This is a genomic window from Massilia sp. Masssp93 (assembly GCF_059491295.1).
Genome location: NZ_CP168502.1, coordinates 2,795,838 through 2,819,037 on the forward strand (window position 1 = coordinate 2,795,838; position 23,200 = coordinate 2,819,037).

Sequence of the window (23,200 nt, forward strand, 5' to 3'; positions counted from 1 at the left end):
GCGTCCTGGCGGGGCCGGCGCCTGTTTTATGCGGTCATGGCGTTCGCGTGGAAACGTTCCCATGACCGTTGCCCGACTATAGCACCGGGCGAAAATCGCTGTCAAACACAAGATGCCGGCATTGTCCTACAGGCGGCGCGGGCCGGCGAGCGGATTCTCGATAAAACAACGCGGGCCGCGGTCAGGCCGGGCCTTTCCGCGGCCGCAGCGCTTCCGCCAGCATCCCGAACAAGGTCCGCGCCGCGGGCGCCATGCTGTGATCGCGCTTGGTGATCAGGCCCAGCGTCCGGTGAATGGCCGGGTTCACGAGCGGCACGCCGACGATCGTGTCCGGCCGTCCCGGCAGCACGGACAGCCCGGGCACCGCGGCCACGCCCATGCCCGCCTCGACGAGGGCCAGCACGCCGGAGACGTGGTTCACTTCGCACAGGATGACCGGATGCTTCTCGACGCCGGCCAGCGCGGCATCGATGACGCTGCGGTTGCCGCTCGACTTGGCGACCGAGATATAGCGCTCGCCGACCGTGTCCTTCCAGCTCAGCGTCTTGCGGCGCGCCAGCGGGTGGTCGCGCCGCATGGCCAGCACATAGCTTTCCACATAAATTGGTTCGAACACGATCTCCGGGTTTTCCGCGCCGGTGAAGTTGATGCCGAAGTCAGCCTCGCCGTTCAGCACGAGATTCAGCACGTCCTGCGCGCTCTCGTCGTGGACGCGCACGCGGATGCGCGGAAAGCGCTCGCTGAAATCCTTCAGCACCTCCGGCAGGAAGTGCCAGACGGCGGACGGCACGCAGGCGAGCGTCACCGATCCCGTCCGGTGCGCCGCGAGGTCGGCGACGCCCAGCACCGCGTCTTCCAGGCCGTCCAGCGCGGTGCGGACGTTGACGAGGAAGGCTTGACCCACATTGGTCAGCCGGACGCGCCGGGTCGTGCGTTCGAACAGGACGACGCCCAGCGCCTCCTCCAGCTTGTCGATGCGGCGGCTCAGCGCCGATTGCGACAGGAACAGGTCGGCGGCGGCCTGGCGGAAGCTGGCGCGCTCCGCCACGGCGACGAATGCCTGCAAGTCGTGCAAGTCGTAATTGATGCGCATGGTGCATGAATACGCTGGAAAATTGCAATTATCAAATTATGCCATTTGGTGGATGATTCATCCACTCAGCCATCCCAGCCTCGCCAAGAAGGCAACCACCAAGGAGACACCGTGCGCCATCCCTGCGCCTTTACCATCCTGCTCGCGTCGAGCGGAACCTGCCTTGCCCAGTCGGGCGTCGACCTGTACGGCATCGTCGACGTCGGCGTGCGCAGCGCGTCCGGCCTCGCCGCCAGCAACGCACCCGCCCCGCCGGGCCATGCGGCCTTCGTGAACAGCGGCATCGACAACACCAGCCGCTGGGGCATCAAGGGCCAGGAATCGTTGGGGGGCGGCGTGAAGGCATTGTTCCGCCTCGAAGGCGGCATCAATGCCGACACGGGCGCCCAGGCCAAGGGCGACCGCCTGTTCGACCGCCTGGCCTGGGCCGGCCTCGCCACCCCGTACGGCACGGTGGCCGCGGGCCGCCAGCCGAACCTCCTGTCCGACGCCCTCGTCCCCGTCGATCCGCTCGGCAAACGCTATGCAGGCATCAACCCGAACATCAACGTCGCGGGCTTGAGCAATACCGCGTTCGGCACGCACGCATTCGGGCGCCAGTACGGTCCGAGCGGCTACGCGGACAACTTCTACCGGCTGGACAACACGGTCAAGTACACCGCCGACGTCGGCCCCTGGCAGGCGCGCGCCGCGTATTCGGCCGGCGAAGTGCCGGGCGACGCGGCCGCGGCCTCGAGCCACGGCGTCGCGCTGGCTTACCGGCGTCCGGCCTGGGTCGTCTCCGGCGCGACGATGCAGTTCCGCAGCCGCGACGGCCTGCCGCTCGATGCCTGGACGGCCGGCGCGGCGGTGCGGGCCGCCGGCTGGCAGTTCAAGGCCAACATCGCGCGCAACGACGCCGCGACGGGCCCGGGCAAGACGGTCGTCCAGCGCGTGCGGTCCGCGGGCGTGAGCCGCCAGGCGGCGCGCGACGTCCTCGTCACCACGGCCTGGTACAGCGTGCGGCGCGCCGCCACGGGCCTGCGCGACGACGGCTTCGACCGCGCCTTCCTGTTCATCGAAAAGATGCTGGCGCCGCGCACCACCGCCTATGCCGAAGCGGACTACACGGTCTGGCGCGGCGACGCCGCGGGGCTCACCGCAGCGCGGCCCAACGACCGCCACGGCACCGGCCTCACGCTGGGCCTCATGCAGAAATTTTAACGGAGACGGAGAGAACGCCATGCGACCACATCACCTGAAACACAAGACCCTGGCGGCGCTCGCCGCCCTCGCGCTGGGCGCGTCGGCCCACGCCGCGGACGTGCACGTCGTCAGCTCGGGCGGCTTCGCCCAGGCCTACAAGGACCTGGCTGGCCCATACGAACGCGCCAGCGGCGACCATCTGGTGGCCGCCTGGGGTCCGTCGATGGGCACCACGAAGAACGCGATCCCGGCGCGCCTCGCGCGGGGCGAACCGATCGACGTCGTCATCATGGTGGGCGACGCGCTCGACAAGCTGATGGCCGAAGGGCGCCTCGAACCGGGCAGCAAGGTCGTCCTCGCCAACTCGCCGATCGCGTGCGCCGTCCGCCACGGCGCCGCTCAGCCGGACATCGGCACCGTCGACGGCCTGCGCCAGGCCTTCCTGCACGCGTCCCGCGTCGCCTATTCCGACAGCGCGAGCGGCGAATACATCAAGCGGCAACTGCTGGACAAGCTCGGCATCCGGCAGCAGATGGAGGGCAAGGCGGCGCAGATTCCCGCCACGCCGGTGGGCGAGATCATCGCCCGCGGCGAGGCCGATTTCGGATGCCAGCAGAAGAGCGAACTGAAACCCGTGCAGGGCATCGACATCGTCGGCCTGATGCCGCAGGAAGTGCAGCTCAACACGCAGTTCGCCGGCGCCGTGGTGCGCGGCGCCGGCCATCCGGAGGCCGCGCGCGCGCTGCTGCGCTTCCTCGCCGCGCCTGCCAACGCGCGCGCCATCGAGGCCACCGGACTGGAACCGGTCGCCGCCCCGCACTGAACCCCATTTCGCCAGAGGTCACCATGTCCACTCACTCCACCGCCACGGCCGCCCACGTCACAGCCGCCGCGGCCGCGCCGGCGCGCGCGCCGTCCCGGCTCGGCACCGTCATCAAGGTCACGAGCGGGAATTTCATCGAGATGTATGATTTTTTCCTGTTCGGCTTCTACGCGCACCAGATCGCCCGGGCGTTCTTCCCGGCGACGAGCGAGTACGCGGCGCTGATGATGACCTTCGCCACCTTCGGCGCGGGATTCTTCATGCGTCCCCTGGGCGCCATCTTCCTGGGCAGCTACGTCGACCGCATCGGCCGGCGCAAGGGCCTCGTGCTGACGCTCGCGATCATGGCGTCGGGGACGGCGCTGATCGCGTTCGTACCGGGCTATGCCACCATCGGCATGCTGGCGCCGGTGCTCGTGCTGGTCGGCCGCCTGCTGCAGGGCTTCTCGGCGGGCGTGGAACTGGGCGGCGTCTCCGTCTACCTGTCCGAGATGGCGACGCCCGGCAACAAGGGCTTCTACGTCAGCTGGCAATCGGCCAGCCAGCAGGTCGCCGTCATCTGCTCCGCCGCGCTGGGCTACGCCCTCAACCAGGCCATGGCGAAGGAGGTCATCGCCGACTGGGGCTGGCGCATCCCGTTCTTCATCGGCTGTTCGATCATCCCCGTGGTGTTCTACATCCGCCGCTCGCTGCAGGAGACCGAGGCCTACCTGGCGCAGAAAACGCATCCGACGTTCCGCCAGATGATGCGCACGATGGCCCTGAACTGGCCGCTCGTCACGGTCGGCGCCATGCTCGTCGTGATGACGACGGTCGCGTTCTACCTGATCACCGTGTACACGCCCACGTTCGGCAAGAGCGTGCTCAAACTGAGCACCGCGGACAGCCTGCTCGTGACGCTGTGCGTCGGGGTGTCGAATTTCATCTGGCTGCCCGTCATGGGCGCCCTCTCGGACCGCATCGGCCGCTGGCCCGTGATGGCCGTGTGCTCGGCGCTGGCGGCGGTGACGGCCTATCCCGCGCTGGCGTGGCTGATCGCCAACCCGAGCTTCGGCCACATGGTGCTGGTCGAGCTGTGGTTGTCGTTCCTGTACGGCAGCTACAACGGCGCGACCATCGTCGCGCTGACGGAAATCATTCCGGTCCAGGTGCGCACCACCGGGTTCTCGCTGGCGTACAGCCTCGCGACGGCGCTGTTCGGCGGCATGACGCCGCTGGTCTCCACGTGGCTGATCGAAGCCACCGGCGACAAGGCGGCCCCCGGCTACTGGATGGCATGCGCGGGCGCGATCAGCCTCGTGGCCACGTTCCTCGTGTACCGCGGCATCGTCAAGGAGCGCATCGCCGTCCGCGCCTGACGGCTTGCCGCGGCGGCCCGCTTTCCGTATGATGCGAGCCCGACCTCGCCACGACGACGCCCGGTGACCACCACCTCACACCCCTCTCCCGCGCCGGCGGAACAGCCGGACGCACGCGCACGCAAAGCGGCCGACGTGCGCGGCATCACATCGATCGCCGCCATGCGCGACGCCATCCGTGACGCGTCGCGCACACTGGCGCCGCCCGCCGCCGTCGCGCGCTTCAAGGCGCTGGACCGCGCCGCGTTCCAGGCGCAGGCGGCACGCGGCCTGCCGTTCATGATCACCGGCGTGGTGGGCCGCTGGCCCCTGTGCGCCGTCACGCCGGACATGCTGCGCGACCGTTTCGGCGACGTCCCCGTGCGGGCCCGCACGGGCGACTACATCAACACGGCGTTCGCGCCCGACCGCGCGATGCGGGACATGTCGATGCGCGCCTACCTGGATCTCGTGGCGGCCGGCACGGACGCGCTGCCGCCGTACGTCGGCAACCTGGAAATCAATGAATTGAACGGGATGTGCCACTGGCCCGGCTATTTCGGCAAGATGGGACCACCGCGCTTCTGGCTCGGCCCCGCCGGCACGGTCACGCCGCTGCATTGCGATTACGACGACAACATCTTCGCGCAGGTGTGGGGCACCAAGCGGATCTTCCTCGCGCCGCCGCACCACGACGAATTCCTGTACCCGCGCGAGGCGAACCCGGTGCTGGTCGGCTCGCCCTTCGACCCGGAGCATCCGGATTTCGAACGGTTTCCGCTCGCCCGCCAGGCGACGCTCATCGAGTGCATCGTCGACCCCGGCGACATGCTGTATGTGCCGGCCGGGTGGTATCACCAGGTGCGCGCGCTGACGTTTTCGCTGTCCGCCAACCGCTGGGCCAGGGCACTGCCGCTCGCATTGCAGGGCGATCCCGCGCTGCGGCGAACGGCGCCCTGACCAGCCATCAAGCCTTCTTGTTGCGGCGGCGCGTCGCGCCCAGCAGGCCCAGGCCACCGAACACCAGCGCCAGGCTGGCCGGCTCGGGAACGGCCACCGTCGGCGTGTACGTATAGGTGACTTTCGCCACGCCCGATGCCGCCGTGTTGAATTGCGTGATCAGGTTGCCCGAGCCCGTGCCGCTGGAATTGCCGACGGCGTTCAGGCCCAGATCGATCATGCCGCCGCCCAGTGCCGAGAACAGCGCGAAATCGCTGGCGCTGCTGGAAACGAAGAAGTCCGAGCCAGTCGCCGAGACGCTGCCGGTGGTCCCGCCCGAGGTGCCGTCGAAGTTGACCGCGTTATCGAAGGCGCTGAAATCGAAGGTCTGGCTGAACACCGGGTTCGTCACCACCAGCGTGCTGTTGTCGGGACGGGTCAGGCCCAGCAGGGAGCCCAGCGTCAGTTTCACGGTGGACGCCGACGAATCCAGGCTTTCGGCGTTGCCGACGCCCTGCACGACGCCGCTCAGGTCGAAGCGGATCGACGTCAGCGTGCCCAGGCTCGTGTCGAATTTGGAAAACGACAGGGCATCGGTCCAGTTGGTGGTGGTCAGCGCCTTGCTGTCGGTATAGCTGACCGTAGCCGCCTGCGCGGCGGCGAGCGGGAGAAAAGCGGCGGCGATCGCCAGCGCTGCAAATGTCTTTTTCATCATTCCTGGTCGTCTTTCTTGTCAAGTTGAAAACAGTTGGTACAACTTAATATTATAACCAGAATATTGAAATAATTGCACATATGCATGTTTTATTTAACACAATAACGCTATCATGGCTGTAACCTGTAACCAACTGCCGTCTCCGTCAGCAGGTGCCGCGGCTGCGCCGGATCGTCCTCGAGTTTCTGGCGCAGGTGCCCCATGTAGATGCGCACGTAATGGCCGTTGTCCGCGTTCGACGGCCCCCACACCTCGCGCAGCAGCTGCGGCGCGGTGACGACGCGGCCCAGGTTGGCGAGCAGCACCGACAGCAGCTTGTATTCCGTCGGCGTCAGGTGGACGGGCTGGCCGTCGCGCTGGACCGTGCGCTTGTGCAGGTCGACCTCGACCCGGCCGAACGCGATCCGCGCCGACGTCTCGCCGCCGGCCTTGTGCTGCCGGCGCAGCGCCGCGCGCACGCGCGCGAGCAGTTCGCCGATGCCGAACGGCTTCGTCAGATAGTCGTCCGCGCCGGCGTCCAGCGCGGTGATCTTGTCCGCTTCGTCGATGCGCGCGGACAGGACGATGATCGGCACGGGACTCCAGCCGCGCACGTCGCGGATCAGTTGCAGGCCGTCGCCGTCGGGCAGGCCGAGGTCGAGGATGATGAGGTCCGGCGTGCGCGTGCCGGCGTCGATCAGGCCCCGCTTGAGGGTCTCGGACTGGTGCACGATCCAGCCCTCGCCTTCCAGGGCCATGCGCACGAAACGGCGGATCTGCGGCTCGTCCTCGACGATGAGGGCGACGGGTGCGGCGGGTTCAATGCTCATGCTTGTCGGTGTCGGTGTCGGTGTCGGTGTCGTGGGGTTCGAGGTCGGCCTCCGGGAGCGGCGGCGGCTCGCCCAGGGCCAGCGAGAATTCGAAGCAGGCGCCGGCGTCCGGCTGGTTCCAGGCCCGCATGGCGCCGCCGTGGGCTTCGACGATGGCGCGGCAGATCGCCAGCCCGAGGCCGACGCCGGCGATCGGGGATTCCTGCCGGCCGCGCACGAATTTTTCGAACAGCGCGTCCTCGCGTCCGGCCGGCAGGCCCGGGCCGTCGTCGCACACGGCGACCAGCAGCCGGCCGTCCTCCGCGCGCGCGGCGATCGTCACGCGGGCGCCGGGCGGCGTGTACTTGCCCGCGTTTTCCAGCAGGTTGCACAGCACGCGTTCGAGCAGGGTGGCGTCGAAACGCACGAGCGGCAGGCCGCGCGGGATGCGCGTCTCGACCGTGCGTCCGTCCAGCTGCCAGCGGCAGGCGCGCAGGGCGCTGCCGATCGTCTCCTCGACCACCTGCCACTGCAGGTTGAGTGTCACGCCGCCGCTCTGGATGCGCGCCATGTCGAGGAGGTTGGCGACGAGGGTGCTCATGCGCCGCGCCTCGTCGCGCAGGGCATGCGCCAGTTCCATCTGCGCGGCGGCGAGCGGTGGACGGGACAAGGTCAGCGATTCGGACAGGCCGACGAGCCCCGTCAGCGGCGTGCGCAGGTCGTGCGACAGCGCCGCCAGCAGCGAATTGCGCAGGCGCTCGCCCTCCATGCGCACGACGGCGTCCTGCGCCACGTCGACGTAGTGCACCCGTTCCAGCGCGATGGCGGCCAGCGCCGCGAATGCATCGAGCAGTTCGCGCCGCTCCGGCACGAGCAGCGCCGCGACGTCGGGCACGCGCACGGCCAGCACGCCGCGCGAACGCATCGGCGCCAGCAGCGGCAGGTACAGGAATGGATTGCTGGGCAGCGTGGCCGTCCCCGCGCCGGCCGGCGCCGCGTGGTCGAACGCCCACTGCGCGGCCGCCATGTCCAGTACGCTCAGCACCGGCGCCTTCGCTTCCGCGTCGGCGCCCGGTTCGGGCCAGCGCAGGCGGGCGGCATCGTCCGGCAGCAGGATTGCGGCGCCGGCGTCGAAGCTGCGCGCGAGGAAGCGGCGGGTGATCTCGAACACCTGCTCCGTCTGCAGCGCGACGGACAGCGCGCGCGCGAATTCGTACAGCGCGCGGGTACGGGCCTCGCGCCCGATGGCGGCCTGCGCCTGTTCGCGCAGGTCCGACGTCAGGCGCGCCGTGATCCAGCCGACGGCCAGCATCACGCCCAGCGCGACCGTGTATTTGAATTCGCTGACGTCGTAGCGGTGGCGCGGCGCCGCGAGCACCAGCGCGCAAAAGCCGACCAGCGTCGCCGCGATCGCGGGACCGCGCCCGAGCCGGATCGCGACGAGCACCACCGTCAGCAGGAACAGCATGCCGACGTTGGCGACGTCCAGCAGCGGCAGCAGCGGCAGCGCCACGAGCGCCGTGCCCAGGCTGGCGCCGACGGCGGCCAGGTAGCGGCGCGGCGCGGGCGGCGTGTCCGCGGGCGCATCCGGCGCGTGGCCGGCGGCTGGGGCGGCGCGATCCGATGGCGGCGCCGCGACCTCGACCAGATCCAGCCCCGGCGCCGCCCGTGCCAGCCGGCGCGCGAACGGCGTGTGCCACCACGCGGACGCGCGCTCGCGCGCCAGCACGACCGTGGCGCAGCCGTGGCGGCGCGCATAGCCGGCGACGACCGCCGCCGCATCGTGCCCTTCGAGCACGGCCGTGACCGCGCCCCGGGCCAGCGCGGCGCGCCGCAGTTCGAGCGTGCGCAGGCGCGCCGCTTCGCCGCGGCGGCGCGTCCGCGCGTTCTCGACGAGGACGGCGTGCCACGGCGCCTGGGCGAGCGCCGCCAGGCGGGCGGCAAAGGCGACGGTGCGCTCGTCGCAGGCATCCGCGCGCAGCACGGCGACCGCGGCGCCGCAGCCTGAAGATGACGTCGATTCGTAACTCTGCATGCGTGGATGGTAAGCGATCGCCTGTAAAAGCGGCATAAAAATCGGCCGCGTTTACGCGATGTTTACACGCGCCCGCCCACCCTTTACGACAATTTTCGGCGCGCCGGCCTATCGTGACAGCCTTGTTCCATCAACCGCACCCACCCATGGCATCCACTCTCTCGAACCTGCGCACCGCCCTGCTCGGCCGGCCCCTCGACCCGCTGCGCCAGGACACCCGCCATTCCCTCACCCTCGCCGCCTTCCTCGCCTGGGTCGGCCTCGGCGCGGACGGCCTGTCGTCGTCGGCCTACGGTCCGGAAGAAGCCTTCAAGGCGCTGGGCGGGCACGCCCATTTCGGCCTGTATCTCGCCCTCGCGACGGCGGCCACCGTCTTCGTTATCGCATTCGCCTACAACCAGGTGATCGAACTGTTCCCGACCGGCGGCGGCGGCTACCGCATCGCCTCCGTCCTGCTCGGACCGCACGCCGGCCTCGTCTCCGGCGCCGCGCTCGTCGTCGACTACGTGCTCACGGTCGCGATCTCGATCGCGAGCGGCGTCGACGCCCTGTTCTCGCTGCTGCCCCTCGCGTTCCAGGGCTGGAAGCTGGGCACGGAGCTCGGCCTCGTCGTGCTGCTGCTGTGGCTGAACCTGCGCGGCGTGAAGGAATCGATCCGGGTGCTGCTGCCGATCTTCCTCGGCTTCGTCGCCACGCATGCGCTCCTGATCGTGTACGGCATCGGCGTGCAGGCCGCCCACATCCCCGCCCTGCTGCCCGACACGCTGCACGAGACGACGGCCCTCGCCGGCCAGACCTCGTGGATCTTCACGCTCGCCCTGCTGCTGAAGGCGTATTCGCTGGGCGGCGGCACGTACACCGGCATCGAGGCCGTGTCGAACAACGTGAACGCGCTGGCCGAGCCGCGCGTGCGCACGGGCCGCATGACGATGCTGTACATGGCGTGCAGCCTGGCCTTCACGGCCGGCGGCATCATCTTCCTGTACCTGCTGTGGAATGCGGCGCCGCAGGCCGGCCAGACGCTGAACGCGGTCGCCTTCCGCGCCATCCTGCAGCATGCCGGCTTCAATGGCCCGCTGCTCGGCGTGGTGCTGGCCGCGACGCTCGCCTGCGAAGCGGGCCTGCTGCTGGTCGCCGCGAACACCGGTTTCCTGGGCGGTCCCGCGGTGCTGGCGAACATGGCGCAGGATTCGTGGGTGCCGCACCAGTTCCGCTATCTCTCCAGCCGCCTCGTCACGCAGAACGGCGTGCTGCTGCTCGGCCTTGCCGCCGCCCTCGTGCTGCTGGCCAGCGGCGGCCGCGTGGACCTGCTCGTCGTCCTGTACAGCATCAACGTGTTCCTCACGTTCAGCATGTCGCTGCTGGGCCTGTGCCGCTACTGGCTGCGCCACCGCGGCGACGCCGGCTGGCTGCGCCGCCTGCTGCTGTCGCTGTGCGGCCTCGCCGTCACCGCGAGCATCCTCGTCGTGACCATCGTCGAAAAATTCATGGAAGGCGGCTGGGTCACGATCCTGCTGACCGGTCTCGTCGTCGCCCTGTGCCTCGCGGTGCGCGCCCACTATGCGGACACGCGCAAGCGCCTCGACGACGTCGACCGCGTGTTCGCCGCCCAGCCGCCGGGCCAGTGCACGGACACGCCGGCGCCGCAACCGGACGCGCCGACGGCCGTGTTCATCGTCGGCAGCTCGCGCGGCGGCGGCCTGCATGCGCTGTTGTGGGTGCAGCGCATGTTTCCCGGCCATTTCAAGAACGTCGTGTTCGTGTCCGCCCGCACCGTCGACGCGCATGCCTACGGGGGCGACGGCGCGATCGACATCCTCAAGACGAAGGCGCACGCCACGCTGGACGATTTCGTGGGCTTCTGCCGCAGCCACGGCATTCCCGCCACGTCGCGCCTCGGGTTCGGCACGGATGCCGTCGCGACCCTGACGGACATGTGCCGCGACCTCGCCGACGAATTCCCGCACGCCGTGTTCTTCACGAGCCGCCTGGTGTTCCAGCGCGATAACCTGTTCACGCGGCTGCTGCACAACCAGGCGGCCCTCACCATCCAGCGCCGCCTGCATTTCGACGGCCTGCAGATGATCATCCTGCCGATGAAGGTCTAGCCGAACAGCTTGATCGCCGTCTTCGCCACGAGGTCGCCCTGGAAGCGCGCGCCGTCCAGTTCATTCTTGCTGGGCTGGCGCTGGCCCTGGCCGCCGGCGATCGTGCTGGCGCCATAGGGGCTGCAGCCCGTGACCTCGTCCAGCGTCATCTGGCCCGCGAAGCTGTATGGCAGGCCGACGATCACCATCCCGAAGTGCAGCAGGTTGGTCACGATCGAGAACAGGGTCGTCTCCTGGCCGCCGTGCTGGGTCGCCGTCGACGTGAACGCGGCGCCGACCTTGCCGTTCAGCGCGCCCTTCGCCCACAGCCCGCCCGTCTGGTCGAGGAACGCCGCCATCTGCGACGGCATGCGGCCGTAGCGCGTGGGCGCGCCGATCACGATGGCGTCGTAGCCGGGCAGCTCGTCCACCGTCGCGACGGGCGCGGGTTGATCCAGCTTGAAGTGGCCGTTGCGGGCGACGTCGTCGGGCACCGTCTCCGCCACCCGCTTGACGTCGACGGCCGCCCCCGCCGCGCGGGCGCCTTCCGCCAGCGCGTGCGCCATCTGTTCGATGTGTCCATACGTCGAGTAATACAGCACCAGTACCTTGGCCATGCTCTCTCCTTGTCGTCCGCCACCGCGCCGCCAGCCGGCGCCCCGCCATGCTACCTCAGTATCGCCGGGGGTTCACGCGCACGCGTGTTCGCCCTGCAGGCGGTAAGGCGACGCGCGCGCCCAGTCGAGCAGCTCGCCGGCCGGCATCGGCGCGGCCACGTAGAAGCCCTGCGCCTCGTCGCAGCCCAGCGTAAGCAGCGCATCCCAGATGCGCGCGTTGCTGACGCCCTCGGCCACGACGCCCATCCCGAGGTCGTGCGCCAGGTGCACGGTCGACTTGACGATGGACGCGGCGCGCCCGTCCTCGATCATCTGCATCGTGAAGCCGTGGTCGATCTTGATGACGTCCACGGGCAGGCGGCTCAGGTAGCTCAGCGACGAGTAGCCCGTGCCGAAGTCGTCGACGTACAGGCGGAAGCCCATGCCGGACAGGCGTTCCAGTTCGGCGATGCTCTCGGCCGGATTCTGCATCAGGCTGCTCTCCGTCATCTCCAGCCCGATCAGGCCCGCGCACGAGCCGTGCCGCTCGAGCAGCTCGCGCAGGTGTTCGGACAGCGACAGCGCCGCGATGTCGCGCGCGGACAGGTTGACGGCGATCGGCAGGCGCACGCCCTGCGCGCGCCATGCCTCGCACTGGGCGATGCTGGACTCCAGCATGTGCCGGGTGAGCACGTGGATCAGGTCCGTCGCCTCGATCAGCGGCATGAAGGTCTCCGGCCCGATGCAGCCCTTGTCCGGATGGACCCAGCGCACGAGGGCTTCGGCGCCGACGATGTCGCGCGATGCCATCGTCACCTTGGGCTGGCAGAACAGCTGGATCTGGCCGGACTCGATGGCGGCGCGGAAGTCGCCGATCAGGGACAGGCGGTCGGGCGTGTGCGGGTCGTCCTCGGCCACGTACACGGCTACGTTGCGCGCCATGCCGGCGGCCTGGTACAGCGCGATGTCCGCCTTGCGCAGCAGCGTGTGGTAGTCCAGCCCCTGCAGCGGCGCGAGCGCGATGCCGATGCGCGCGCCGATCTCGTACGAGATGCCGGCGACGGCGAACGGCGCCTCGAGCGCGCGCAGCAGGTGCTGCGCCCAGCGCCGCGCCTCGTCCTCGTCGGCGCCGTCGAGCACGATCGGGAAGCGCGAATCGCAGCGCGCCACGACGCCCGCCTGGCCGACGACGGCAGCCAGGCGGTCCGCCACGAGCGCCAGCAGCACGTCGCCGTACATGTGCGTGAGCGCGTAGTTGACGTCGCGGAAGCGCACGAGGTCGACGATCAGGCAGGCCAGCCGCGCCGGGCTCCGCCCCCGTCCGGCGCCGCGGCGCAACTGGGCCAGCCGGTCCTCGACCTCGCGCTCGAACAGGTTCATGTTGGGCAGGGCCGTCACCGTGTCGTAATAGGCCAGGCGCCGCACGTTGTCCTCGGCGCGGCGGCGCTCCGTGACGTCCTGCACGAGGCCCAGCATCTTGACGGCGCGCCCCACCGCGTCGTACTTCACCTCGGCGACCGAATGCAGCCAGCGGACCTCGCCGTCCGGCCGGACGAGGCGGAATTCGATGTCGTACTTGTAGTCCGGATCGTGCAGCGCCCGTTCGCGCGCCCGCTCGGCCAGCGCGCGGTCGTCCGGGTGGATGCGCGCATAGATCTCCGCCGTCGACACGGGCGCGTCCTCCGGCCTGAAGCCGAGGATGCGGTAGCCTTCCGGCGACGACGTCACGTGCGAATCGCTGGCCGCGTCCCAGATCCAGTTGCCGATCATGGCGAGCGCCTGGGCGCGGTGCAACTCCTTCTGGGTCGCGCGCAGTTCGCCCTCCGCCTCGACGTGGCGCGTGACGTCCTGCAGCACGACCAGCACGGCGTCGCGCCCGCCGTATTCGATGGCGCAGCGCTGCAGGATCGCATGATGGTTTTCGCCATCGGCGCCGGCGATGCGACGCGCGTGCGAATGCAGATGGCACGTCGAGGGACCGAGGTCGTCGGGTTCCTGTCCGCCGCGCGCGTACAGGTCGGGCAGGCGCAGGGCCAGCAGCTGGCCGCGCGTGTAGCCGAGCAGGTCGAGGATGGCGTCGTTGACGTCGAGGATTTCCTGCGACACCGGGTCGCAGACCAGCATCGACAACTGGGTCCCTTCGAACAGGGGCCGGCACCATGCGCTCGCATCCGCGCGCGGGGACTCTGCAGCCATGGCTTTCCCTTTCCGTGCAATGAAGGACCACCTTCGAGTATAGCGCAAACATTGATAACAAAATGTTATCAATAACCTGTCAATATAGACAGGTATCCCGCTTTTCGGCCATCCTCCAGAATGGCCGACCCCGGCTTTTCCCTTCCTTCCCATGGAGACCAGAGACCACATGACCAACACCGTACGCTGGGGCATCCTCGGCACCGGCAGGATCGCCCGCGATTTCGCGACGGCCCTGCGCGACACGCCCGGCGCGACCATCGCCGCCGTCGCCTCGCGCGAACGCGCGACGGCCGTCGAATTCGCCGACGAATTCCACATTCCCCTGCGCCTGGCCGGCTACGATGGCCTGGCCGCATGCGCCGACGTCGATCTCGTCTACATCGGCACCCCGCACGCGATGCATGCCGAGAACGCGCTCGCCATGCTGGCCGGCGGCAAGGGGGTGCTGTGCGAAAAACCGTTCGCGCTGAACCGCGCCCAGGCCGAACAGGTCGTGGCCCTGGCGCGCAGCCGCCGCGTCTTCCTCATGGAGGCGATGTGGACGCGCTTCATGCCCGCCCTCGACGAGGTCAAACGCATCCTGGCGTCCGGCGTGCTGGGCGAGGTATCGCAGGCCAGCGCCGATTTCGGCTTCGCGGCCACGGGCGGACCGGACGCGCGCCTGTTCAACCCGGCCCTCGGCGGCGGCGCCCTGCTCGACGTGGGCATCTATCCGCTCTCGATCACGGCCTACCTGCTGGGCGCCGTGGAAGCCGTGCGCGCCCAGGCCGAGCTGGGGCCCACCGGCGTCGACCTGCAGACCGTGTTCACGCTGCGCCACGCGGGCGGCGCGCTGTCCACGTGCGCGTGTTCGCTGAAGGCGCGCACGCCGGGCCTGCTCACCTTGTCCGGCCGCCACGGCCAGCTGCGCCTCGACGCGCCGTTCCACCGGCCGCCGACGATCACCCTGATGCTGGCCGACGAAGCGCCGCGCGTGATTCCCACACCCTACCTGGGCAACGGCTACGTGCACGAAGCGATCGAGGCGCAGCGCTGCTGGAACGCAGGCCTGATCGAAAGTCCCGCCATCACGCACGAGCAGACCCTGCACCTGATGGGCGTGCTGGACGAGATCCGCAGGCAGACCGGCGTGACGTATCCGGGCGACTGACCTTGTGGACAGGTCGCGCATCCGGCGGTTGACATGCGTTCGCGGCGGCGGCATACTCGCCGCTGTTAGCGCTATCACCCGAGCGGACGAAGAGCCGCCATTCACCTGACCGGAGACGCAGATGGCCTGTCCGACCGCTTTCCCTGATCCCGCCGCAACCACCGGAGCGGCCCGATGACGGCCGCCCTCCCGCGCGCCGCCGCCGGCCCCGACGCCGGCACGGCGCACGCCCCGCTGCCCTGGCGCGAAAAACTGGCCTACGGCGTGGCCGACATGGGGTTCAATTTTTACTGGACCAACGTCGCCACCTTCCTGCTGATCTACTACACGGACACGTTCGGGATCTCGGCCGCCGCCGCGGCCACCATGATGTCTGCCATTAAAATCGTCAACGCGTTCACCGACCCGCTGATCGGCGCCGCGGCCGACCGCACGGACACCCGCTTCGGCAAGTTCCGCCCCTGGCTCGTGTGGATGTGCGTGCCGCTGGCCGGCGCCGCCGTCCTCACCTACACGACGCCCGGCCTCGCGGGCGACGCGAAACTCGCATGGGCGTACGGCACGTATCTGTTGATGATGGTGTGCTACACGTGCGTGAACATCCCGTACAACGCGCTGTCCGGCGTGATGTCGGCCGACCCGCAGCAGCGCTCCACGATCAACGGCCTGCGCTTCATCTTCGCCTTCGCCGGCAGCACGCTCGTGACGGCGGCCACGCCGGACATGGTGCGCTGGCTCGGCGCCGGCGACGACCGGCGCGGCTGGCAGCTGACGATGCTGGTGTGGGCCGTCGCCGCGTCGCTGCTGTTCGTATTCACCTTCTTCAACACGCGCGAACGCATCGCACCGCCGCCCGGACAAAGGAACGCCGTGTGGCGCGACGTGCGCGACCTGGCGGGCAACCGCCCGTGGATGGTGCTGTTCTTCCTGGCGCTGATCATCATGGTCACGATCACGCTGCGCACCGCCAGCGCCGCCTATTACTTCAAATACGTCGTCGGCCGCCCGGAACTGATGCGCACCTTCGTCCCCACGTACATGGTGGCGGCCGCGGTCGGCGCCGCGCTCACGCCGCTGCTCACGCGCCTGGTCGACAAGAAGACCCTCATGATCGTGCTGATGAGCGCGACCGCCGCGCTGTCCGCCGCGTTCTATGTCGTGCCCCCTAGCCAGGTGGGGCTGATGTTCGTGCTGCAGGGCGCGCTCGGCCTCGTGCTCGGGCCGAAATCGCCGCTCGCGTTCTCGATGTATGCCGACACGGCCGACTACAACGAATGGCGCACGGGCCGCCGCGCGACGGCCATGACCTTTGCCGCCGCCACGTTTTCGCAAAAGCTCGGCACCGCGGTCGCCGTCGCCGTCATCGGGTCCGTGTTCACGGCGCTGGGCTACGTCCCGAACGCGGTGCAGGCCAGCGGCTCGCGCGAAGGCATCGTCTGGCTCATGTCCTTCATCCCGGCCGCGTTTGCCGTCGCCGCCGTGGCCGTCATGTGCTTCTATAACCTGAACGGCAGGCAGCTGGCGCGCATCCAGGCCGAACTCGACGCGCGCAAGACCGCCTCCTGAAAATCACGACAAGGAAACACCATGCTGCAACCGACCGAGAACGGCGCGCGCTACGAGCTCGCCAGCCCGACCGCCATGCCGAACGCCGGCGGCTTCCTGTGGAACCGGCGGATGATGATCCAGATAACCTGCCGCGGCTATGCCACCGCCCAGTTCATGCAGCCGGAACCGGCCAAGTATTCGCATGCGCCGAATCTCGAAGCAAAGACCTTCATGCAGCCGGAGCAGGCGTATTACGCGCACCATCCGGGCCGCTTCTTCTACGTGAAGGACGAGGACACGGGCGAGATCTTCTCGGCGCCGCACGAACCCGTGCGCTCGGCGCCCGACCGCTTCGCATTCTCCGTCGGCCGCGACGACCTCGCGTGGACCGTGGAAAAGCTGGGCATCCGCGTCGACCTGCGCCTCGGCCTGCCGGTCGACGACGTGGCCGAGCTGTGGACCCTGAGCGTCACCAACGTGAGCGGCCGTCCGCGCAAGGTCAGCGTGTATCCCTACTTCACGATCGGCTACATGTCGTGGATGAACCAGTCGGCCGAGTACCGCCCGGACCTGCAGGCCATCGTGGCCAGCAGCGTCACGCCGTACCAGAAGCTGCAGGACTATTTCAAGAACAAGGATTTCAAGGACAAGACGTATTTGCTGTGCGAGACGGCGCCGGACGCATGGGAAGCGAACCAGGGCCGGTTCGAGGGCGAAGGCGGCCTGCACGCACCGGACGCGCTCTCCGCCGAGCGCCTGCCGGGCGGCGATGCGCGCTACGAAACGCCGGTGGCCGCCGTGCAGTACCGCCTCGCGCTGGGCGCCGGCGAGAGCGCCACGCGCCGCTTCGTGTTCGGCCCCGCGCGCGACGACGCCGAGATCGCCGCCATGCGCGCGCGCTACCTGAGCGCGCAGGGGTTCGCCGCCGCCGCGCGCGCGTACGCCGCGTACGCGGACCAGGGCGCGGGCTGCGTCACCGTCGAGACGCCCGATGCGGCGTTCGACAACTTCGTGAACCACTGGCTCGCGCGCCAGGTGTTCTATCACGGCGACGTGAATCGCCTCAGCACGGACCCGCAGACCCGCAACTACCTGCAGGACAACATGGGGATGGCGTTCATCAAGCCGGCCGTCGCCCGCGCCGCGTTCCTGCACGCGCTGTCGCAGCAGGCGCCGAACGGCGCGATGCCGGACGGGATCCTGCTGTTCGAAGGCGCCGAGCTCAAATACATCAACCAGGTGCCGCACACGGACCATTGCGTGTGGCTGCCCGTCTGCCTGCAGGCCTATCTCGACGAGACGGGCGACTACGCAGTCCTCGACGAACCCGTCGCGGGAGCCGACGGCGTGACGCTCACCGCCGCCGAGCGCATCTCGCTGGCGATGGACTGGCTGCTGCACAAGCGCGACCACCGCGGCCTGTCGTACATCGAACAGGGCGACTGGTGCGATCCGATGAACATGGTGGGCTACAAGGGACGCGGCGTGTCCGGCTGGCTGACGGTGGCCGCGGCATACGCGCTGAACCTGTGGGCCGACGTGTGCGCGGCGCGCGGCGACGACTGGCGCACGGAGCACTTCCGCGCCGGCGCCCGCGACATGAACACGGCCGCCAACCTGCACCTGTGGGACGGCGCCTGGTACGCGCGCGGCATCACGGACGATGACGTCGTCTTCGGCACGCGCCTTGACGCCGAAGGCCGCATCTACCTGAATCCGCAGAGCTGGGCCTTCCTCAGCGGCGCCCCGGACGCGCGCCAGCGCGGCGCGATGCTCGCCGAAATCGACGGCCAGCTCGACACCCCGTACGGCGTCCAGATGTTCGCGCCGCCGTACAGCGCGATGCGCGAAGACGTCGGACGCGTCACGCAGAAACATCCGGGATCGGCCGAGAACGGCGCGGTCTACAACCACGCGTCCGTGTTCTACATCTACAGCCTGTACACGATCGCCGAACCGGACCGCGCCTGGGACGCACTGCGCAAGATGATCCCGGGCCCGGGCGCGGACGACTATCTGCAGCGCGGCCAACTGCCCGTGTTCATCCCGAATTATTATCGCGGCGCGTGGCGGGAATACCCGCGTACGGCCGGCCGTTCCAGCCAGCTGTTCAACACGGGCACCGTCTCGTGGGTCTACCGTTCCATCGTGGAGGGGCTGTGCGGCCTGAAGGGCGATGCGGCGGGCCTGGTCGTGAATCCGCAACTGCCGTCGCACTGGCCGTCCATGCGCGTGCGCCGGGTGTTCCGCGGCGCCACGTTCGACGTCAGCGTGACGCGCGGGCCGGTCGAGCGCACGACTGTCGTGTGCGACGGGATAGTGCTGGCGGAGGCGCGCGTCGCGGGCATCGAGGCCGGACGCGCTTATCGTCTCGAAGTCACGGTGCCCTGAGCGCCGTTGTGTGCGGTGTGGACATGTCCCCCGAACAAGGGGGCTGTGTTCGCGCTATTTAGGTAAGCGAGCGCTGCCGGCTAGCCGCGCTGCGCCGCCGCGCATGGAGCAGCCGTTGCCAGCCCGATTAATCGATGAGGCAGCGGCGGACGACACCGCGAACCGCACCAGCCAGCTCTTGAAGCGGCTGTGCCAGCTGTCGCCGTTCCGGATCGCGCCCGCACACCCGCCCGCGCGCCACGGTGGGCATGACGCAGGCTGCCAGACCGCGCAGCGTCGCTCCTCATGAGCTAACTCGACGATGTGTGTGAAATCTGCAACCAGATTCAGTTCACGCATATAACGCGAACACAGCCCCAAAAAAAAGAGCCGGGAGCACATCTGCGCCCGGCCCTAAGAGGAGATTTTTAGAAGAGTGCGCAGCCCCCCGCGCACCCCGCACCGCTTATCCGCACCTTCAGGCCGATCGGCTGATAGCGCTAACAAGCAATACCGTCAGTGTAACGTTTCCACAGAAAATGTAAAGCGCAACCAGATGATTATTTGTTCGCCGACGCGGGCGGATCAGGTGCTCTCGCGCTCGCGCAACGTAAAGCCCAGGTCGATGCGGCGTTCGCGCGGTTCGCGCCCGCCGATCACGTCCAGCAGCAGCGACGCGGCCTCGTAGCCGATGCGGTAACGCGGGGTGTCGATGGTCGTCAGCGACGGCACCATCCACGCGGACGCCGGCAGGTCGTTGAAGCCGGCGATGGCCACGTCCTGCGGCACGCGGATGTCGTGGCGCTGGCAGTAATAGATGGCGCCGTGCGCGAGGTCGTCGTTGCAGAAGAACACGGCGTCGCAATCGGGCAACGTGTCCAGCGCCTGGCGCATCAGTTCGGCGCCCAGCGCGATCGTGGACGGGTCCGGCACCATGATTTCCAGCCGCGGGTCCGCGAGCCCGGCCGCCTGCATCGCCTGCCGGTAGCCGTCGGCGCGGCGCAGCGTCCGCTCGTCCAGCTGGGCGCCCACGAACGCGATGCGCTTGTAGCCGCGCTCGAGCAGGTGGCGCGTGATGGCGTTGCCGGCGTCGTGCTGCGAAAAACCCACCGACAACTCGCCCGGCCCTTCGGCCAGGTCCATCATCGACACGACCGGCATCCGCGATCCGGCCAGCATGCGCTCGACCTGCGGGCTGTGCGTGAGGCCGGACAGCAGGATGCCGTCCGGGTCCGATTGCAGATAGGTGCGCAGCAGCTTTTCTTCCTCGGCATCGGAATAGCGGGTGTTGCCGATCAGGAGCTGGTATTGCCCATGCTCGATGGCGTCGTGAATGCCGTCCAGCACGGCCGTGAACACGACGTTCGACAGCGACGGCACGAGCGCCACGATCACGCGCGACTGCGACGACGCGAGCGCGCGCGCGGCCCGGTTGGGCACATAACCCAGTTCGGCCACGGCCTGCTCGACCTTGGTCCGCGTCGCCTCGGACACCAGTTGCGGCTGGCTCAGCGCGCGCGATGCCGTCATCGTCGATACACCCGCGTGCGCCGCCACCTCTTCCAGCGTCGTCCGCCCCGTTCCCCTGACCTTACCTGTACTGCTTCTGCTCATTGTCTTTTTTGTATTTACTGGCCGCGACGCGTGCCGACCATGGATTCCGCCACGGATTGGACATTTTGTCAATGTTTGACACGCAATCGTTCCCCATTTGGCGCCGGATCGTGGCTTTAAACACCATGAACCCGACCAGTTCTGTCCGACAGGTCCTACAGCCTCCTGACGCATATTCCGATTGCCGGCTCCGTCAGTCGGCCTACCATGGGGGTTCACATACCGATCAAGGAGGCGATTATGCCGAGCAACCACGACGACAAAAGCAAGGGTATGAAAGGCACGGGCGAGGCGGGCAACCAGCAGTCGGCCGGCCAAAGCAAGTCCCGGCGCAGCCAGGGCAACCAGCAGAATTCCGACCTGGCCAGCGGACCGGGCGACAACGCGCAACGCGGCGACTGGGGCAGCCAGCAGAGCGCCAAGCCCGACCAGGGCAATCAATCGCAGTCCGACCTGGGCAGCGGGCCGGGCGACAATTCCCGCAACCAGGGCCGGCAAAGCGGGAACCTGAACCAGAACCAGCAAAGCGATAACCAGCGCGGCAACCTGCAGAGCGGCGGCCAGGGCAGCCGGTCGGGCAGGAACCAGCTGGACCGCGACGATCTCGATTCCGACGACTCGCTGCAGCGCTGACGCGCCTTCCTCTTCCACTTCATCCGGCCCGCCCCGCGGTGGGCCGCTGTCTTGCGCGCGTCGCGCAGCGGCTCTCCGTTTCCGCCCGGCGGAGCCGACCGTGGCGAACGTAATGTAACATCGCGGCCGAACGGCCGGGACGGTGCAATGCCGTCCCCGCGGCCTGCATCCGTCATTGTCAACAATATTGCGACGCGCAACCCCGCTCCCAGGCGCTATACTCGCAGGCACAATCATAATCCTCCGTACGGGAACGCGACGATCCCGCCTGCGCGCGCCTCGCACCACAAGCACAGCATGAGAATCAGCAAAGAGAAAGCCGCCGACAACCGCACCGCGCTGATCCGCGCGGCGAGCAAGCTGTTCCGCGAACGCGGCATCGACGGCGTCGGCGTGGCGGAGATCAGCAAGCAGGCGGGTCTCACGCACGGCGCCCTGTATGCGCATTTCCGCTCGAAGGAAGAGCTGGCGCTGGAAGCGCTGTCGTATGGCCTCGACCAGGCCAATTCGCGCATGTATTCGGCGACGTCGGACGGCATGCCCGACCTGTCGCGCTTCCTCGACCGCTACCTGGCGCTGGAGTCGCGCGACGACTACGGCAACCGCTGCGCGATGGCGGCGTCGGCCAGCGAGATCGGGCGCCAGGACAAGGCGATCAGCGCCCGTTTCGCGGAAGGCTATATGGTGATGGTGCGCGCGTTCGAGCGCCAGATCGCGGAGAACGAGCCGGGCAGCGATGCGCTCGGGCGCGCCATGGTCGTCGTGGCCACCATGATCGGCAGCCTGGCCGTGGCGCGCGGCGCCGCCAGGGGCAATCCGGCCGTGTCCGAACAGGTGCTGCAGGCGGCCCGCCGCCAGCTCGACGAGCTGATGCTCGCGCCCGCCCCCGCGCGCGCGGACGACCGGCCCGCGGCCTGATCGTCCGGCGCCGGCAACGGCGCGCCTCTACTTCGTGACGCCGATGGGCGTGCGGTGGCCGCCCTTGAACGTGTACAGCGTGAGCACGCCGTCGCGGATGTCGCCGTGCGCGTCGAACGCGATGGTGCCGGTGACGCCGGGGTAGCGCACCTTCGCCAGTTCGGGCAGGTACTTCGCGGGCGCGCTCGAACCCGCCTTGTCCATCGCGGCCGCGACCGCCATCACGGCATCGTACGAATACGGCGCGATGATCTGGACGTCGATGCCGTAGCGCTTCCGGTAATCGGCGCGGAACTTGTCCATGCCGGCCTTGCCCTTGTCTTCGACGCCGCCCGCTTCCGCGCACACGACCCGGCCGTCGGTCATCGTATTCCCCGACAGCGGCTGCATCGCATCCGAACAGATGCCGTCGCCGCCCATCATGCGCGCGTGGATGCCCAGTTGCTTCATCTGGCGCAGCATCGGACCGGCCACCGCGTTCATGCCGCCGAAGAACACGAGGTCCGGATTGCTGGCCCGGATGCGCGTCAGGATGGCGGCGAAGTCCGTCGCCTTGTCGTTGGTGAACTCGCGCGCGACGGGCGTGACGCCCTGCCGGCGCAGGCTGTTGGCGAATTCCGAGACGAGACCCTGGCCATACGCGGTGCGGTCGTCGATGACGGCGATGCGTTTCGCCGCCATCGTCCCGACGGCGTAGCGGCCCAGCGCGCGGCCCAGCTGGACGTCGTTGGCGACGACGCGGAACGCCGTGTTGTACCCCAGCTGGGTGTACTTCGGATTCGTGGCGGACGGCGAGATCTGCGGGATGCCCGCGTCGTTGTAGATCTTCGCGGCGGGGATCGTCGTGCCCGACGTCTCGTGGCCGATCACGGCATTCACTTTCGCGTCCGCCAGCTTCTGCGCGGCGGCCGTCGCCGCCTTCGGGTCGCCGCCGTCGTCTTCCGGCACGAGCACCCATCTGACCTTCCTGCCGGCGATCGTCGCGCCGCGCGCGTTCAGTGCGTCGATCGCCATGCGCGCGCCGTTCTCGCTGTCCTTGCCGAAATGGGCGACCGGACCCGTGATCGCGGCCGCATGGCCGATCTTCACGGTTTCCTGGGCCGTGGCCAGGCCGGCCGCGGACAACGCCAACATCAACAACGCTTGCTTCTTCATTCCATCCTCATCTAA

At 68.8% G+C, this 23,200-nt stretch carries 18 protein-coding genes; 10 read left to right on the forward strand and 8 right to left on the reverse strand.

All coding sequences use genetic code 11. The annotated features are described in order from the left end of the window. Nucleotides 1-181 precede the first annotated feature (181 nt). Nucleotides 182-1,093 carry a LysR family transcriptional regulator gene (locus tag ACEN9Q_RS11560; RefSeq protein WP_056444494.1) on the reverse strand — a complete coding sequence of 304 codons (912 nt, stop codon included), beginning with the start codon at nucleotides 1,091-1,093 and terminating at the stop codon, nucleotides 182-184. Nucleotides 1,094-1,204: 111 nt separating this feature from the next. Between ACEN9Q_RS11560 and ACEN9Q_RS11565 the strand changes: the two genes are divergently transcribed. From ACEN9Q_RS11565 to ACEN9Q_RS11580, 4 genes are all read left to right on the forward strand, one after another. Continuing rightward, the gene (locus ACEN9Q_RS11565; protein WP_495628506.1) at nucleotides 1,205-2,296 is read left to right on the forward strand and encodes a porin; all 1,092 of its coding nucleotides are present in this window, start codon (nucleotides 1,205-1,207) and stop codon (nucleotides 2,294-2,296) included. A gap of 19 nt (nucleotides 2,297-2,315) precedes the next feature. Then, nucleotides 2,316-3,101: a substrate-binding domain-containing protein gene (locus ACEN9Q_RS11570; RefSeq protein ID WP_495628507.1), complete on the forward strand. Its 786-nt coding sequence runs from the start codon at nucleotides 2,316-2,318 to the stop codon at nucleotides 3,099-3,101. A gap of 23 nt (nucleotides 3,102-3,124) precedes the next feature. Continuing rightward, entirely contained in the window at nucleotides 3,125-4,459 is a 1,335-nt protein-coding gene (locus tag ACEN9Q_RS11575; RefSeq protein ID WP_495628508.1) for an MFS transporter, read from the forward strand. 63 nt (nucleotides 4,460-4,522) lie between these two features. Further along, nucleotides 4,523-5,398: a cupin-like domain-containing protein gene (locus ACEN9Q_RS11580; RefSeq protein WP_495628509.1), complete on the forward strand. Its 876-nt coding sequence runs from the start codon at nucleotides 4,523-4,525 to the stop codon at nucleotides 5,396-5,398. A gap of 7 nt (nucleotides 5,399-5,405) precedes the next feature. Here ACEN9Q_RS11580 and ACEN9Q_RS11585 read toward each other — a convergent pair whose 3' ends face one another. The 3 genes from ACEN9Q_RS11585 to ACEN9Q_RS11595 form a co-directional block, all read right to left on the reverse strand. Next, nucleotides 5,406-6,092, reverse strand: coding sequence for a choice-of-anchor E domain-containing protein (locus ACEN9Q_RS11585; RefSeq protein WP_495628510.1), 687 nt, complete (start codon nucleotides 6,090-6,092; stop codon nucleotides 5,406-5,408). A 110-nt stretch (nucleotides 6,093-6,202) separates the two neighbouring features. Further along, entirely contained in the window at nucleotides 6,203-6,901 is a 699-nt protein-coding gene (gene kdpE / locus ACEN9Q_RS11590; RefSeq protein ID WP_056444478.1) for a two-component system response regulator KdpE, read from the reverse strand. Continuing rightward, nucleotides 6,891-8,915 carry an ATP-binding protein gene (locus ACEN9Q_RS11595; protein ID WP_495628511.1) on the reverse strand — a complete coding sequence of 675 codons (2,025 nt, stop codon included), beginning with the start codon at nucleotides 8,913-8,915 and terminating at the stop codon, nucleotides 6,891-6,893. The genes kdpE and ACEN9Q_RS11595 overlap by 11 nt, the downstream gene beginning before the upstream one ends. A 146-nt stretch (nucleotides 8,916-9,061) precedes the next feature. Here ACEN9Q_RS11595 and ACEN9Q_RS11600 point away from each other — a divergent pair, with 146 nt between their 5' ends. Continuing rightward, nucleotides 9,062-11,023, forward strand: coding sequence for an APC family permease (locus ACEN9Q_RS11600; RefSeq protein ID WP_495628512.1), 1,962 nt, complete (start codon nucleotides 9,062-9,064; stop codon nucleotides 11,021-11,023). Here ACEN9Q_RS11600 and wrbA read toward each other — a convergent pair. Both wrbA and ACEN9Q_RS11610 read right to left on the reverse strand, forming a co-directional pair. Further along, entirely contained in the window at nucleotides 11,020-11,619 is a 600-nt protein-coding gene (wrbA, locus tag ACEN9Q_RS11605) for an NAD(P)H:quinone oxidoreductase (RefSeq protein ID WP_495628513.1), read from the reverse strand. The genes ACEN9Q_RS11600 and wrbA overlap by 4 nt on opposite strands. 72 nt (nucleotides 11,620-11,691) lie before the next feature. Continuing rightward, nucleotides 11,692-13,794 (reverse strand): putative bifunctional diguanylate cyclase/phosphodiesterase, encoded by a 2,103-nt coding sequence (locus tag ACEN9Q_RS11610; protein ID WP_162251907.1) that lies wholly within the window; start codon nucleotides 13,792-13,794, stop codon nucleotides 11,692-11,694. 169 nt (nucleotides 13,795-13,963) lie between these two features. On the opposite strand from ACEN9Q_RS11610, the gene ACEN9Q_RS11615 reads away from it, so the two are divergent. From ACEN9Q_RS11615 to ACEN9Q_RS11625, 3 genes are all read left to right on the forward strand, one after another. Then, on the forward strand, nucleotides 13,964-14,947 hold the full coding sequence (locus tag ACEN9Q_RS11615; protein WP_495628514.1) for a Gfo/Idh/MocA family protein: 984 nt from the start codon (nucleotides 13,964-13,966) through the stop codon (nucleotides 14,945-14,947). A 174-nt stretch (nucleotides 14,948-15,121) separates the two neighbouring features. Then, nucleotides 15,122-16,513: an MFS transporter gene (locus ACEN9Q_RS11620; RefSeq protein ID WP_495628515.1), complete on the forward strand. Its 1,392-nt coding sequence runs from the start codon at nucleotides 15,122-15,124 to the stop codon at nucleotides 16,511-16,513. 21 nt (nucleotides 16,514-16,534) lie between these two features. Further along, nucleotides 16,535-18,886, forward strand: a complete 2,352-nt coding sequence (locus ACEN9Q_RS11625) for a GH36-type glycosyl hydrolase domain-containing protein (RefSeq protein WP_495628516.1) — start codon at nucleotides 16,535-16,537, stop codon at nucleotides 18,884-18,886. Between the two features lie 564 nt (nucleotides 18,887-19,450). Here the strand turns inward: ACEN9Q_RS11625 and gntR are convergent. Further along, nucleotides 19,451-20,479, reverse strand: a complete 1,029-nt coding sequence (gene gntR, locus ACEN9Q_RS11630; RefSeq protein ID WP_056444436.1) for an HTH-type transcriptional regulator GntR — start codon at nucleotides 20,477-20,479, stop codon at nucleotides 19,451-19,453. A gap of 240 nt (nucleotides 20,480-20,719) precedes the next feature. Here gntR and ACEN9Q_RS11635 point away from each other — a divergent pair, with 240 nt between their 5' ends. Both ACEN9Q_RS11635 and ACEN9Q_RS11640 read left to right on the forward strand, forming a co-directional pair. Then, nucleotides 20,720-21,112, forward strand: a complete 393-nt coding sequence (locus ACEN9Q_RS11635; protein ID WP_495628517.1) for a hypothetical protein — start codon at nucleotides 20,720-20,722, stop codon at nucleotides 21,110-21,112. A gap of 297 nt (nucleotides 21,113-21,409) precedes the next feature. After that, nucleotides 21,410-22,030, forward strand: a complete 621-nt coding sequence (locus tag ACEN9Q_RS11640) for a TetR/AcrR family transcriptional regulator (protein ID WP_495628518.1) — start codon at nucleotides 21,410-21,412, stop codon at nucleotides 22,028-22,030. A gap of 27 nt (nucleotides 22,031-22,057) precedes the next feature. Here the strand turns inward: ACEN9Q_RS11640 and ACEN9Q_RS11645 are convergent, their stop codons facing one another. Further along, entirely contained in the window at nucleotides 22,058-23,185 is a 1,128-nt protein-coding gene (locus ACEN9Q_RS11645) for a branched-chain amino acid ABC transporter substrate-binding protein (protein WP_495628519.1), read from the reverse strand. Nucleotides 23,186-23,200: the final 15 nt, after the last annotated feature.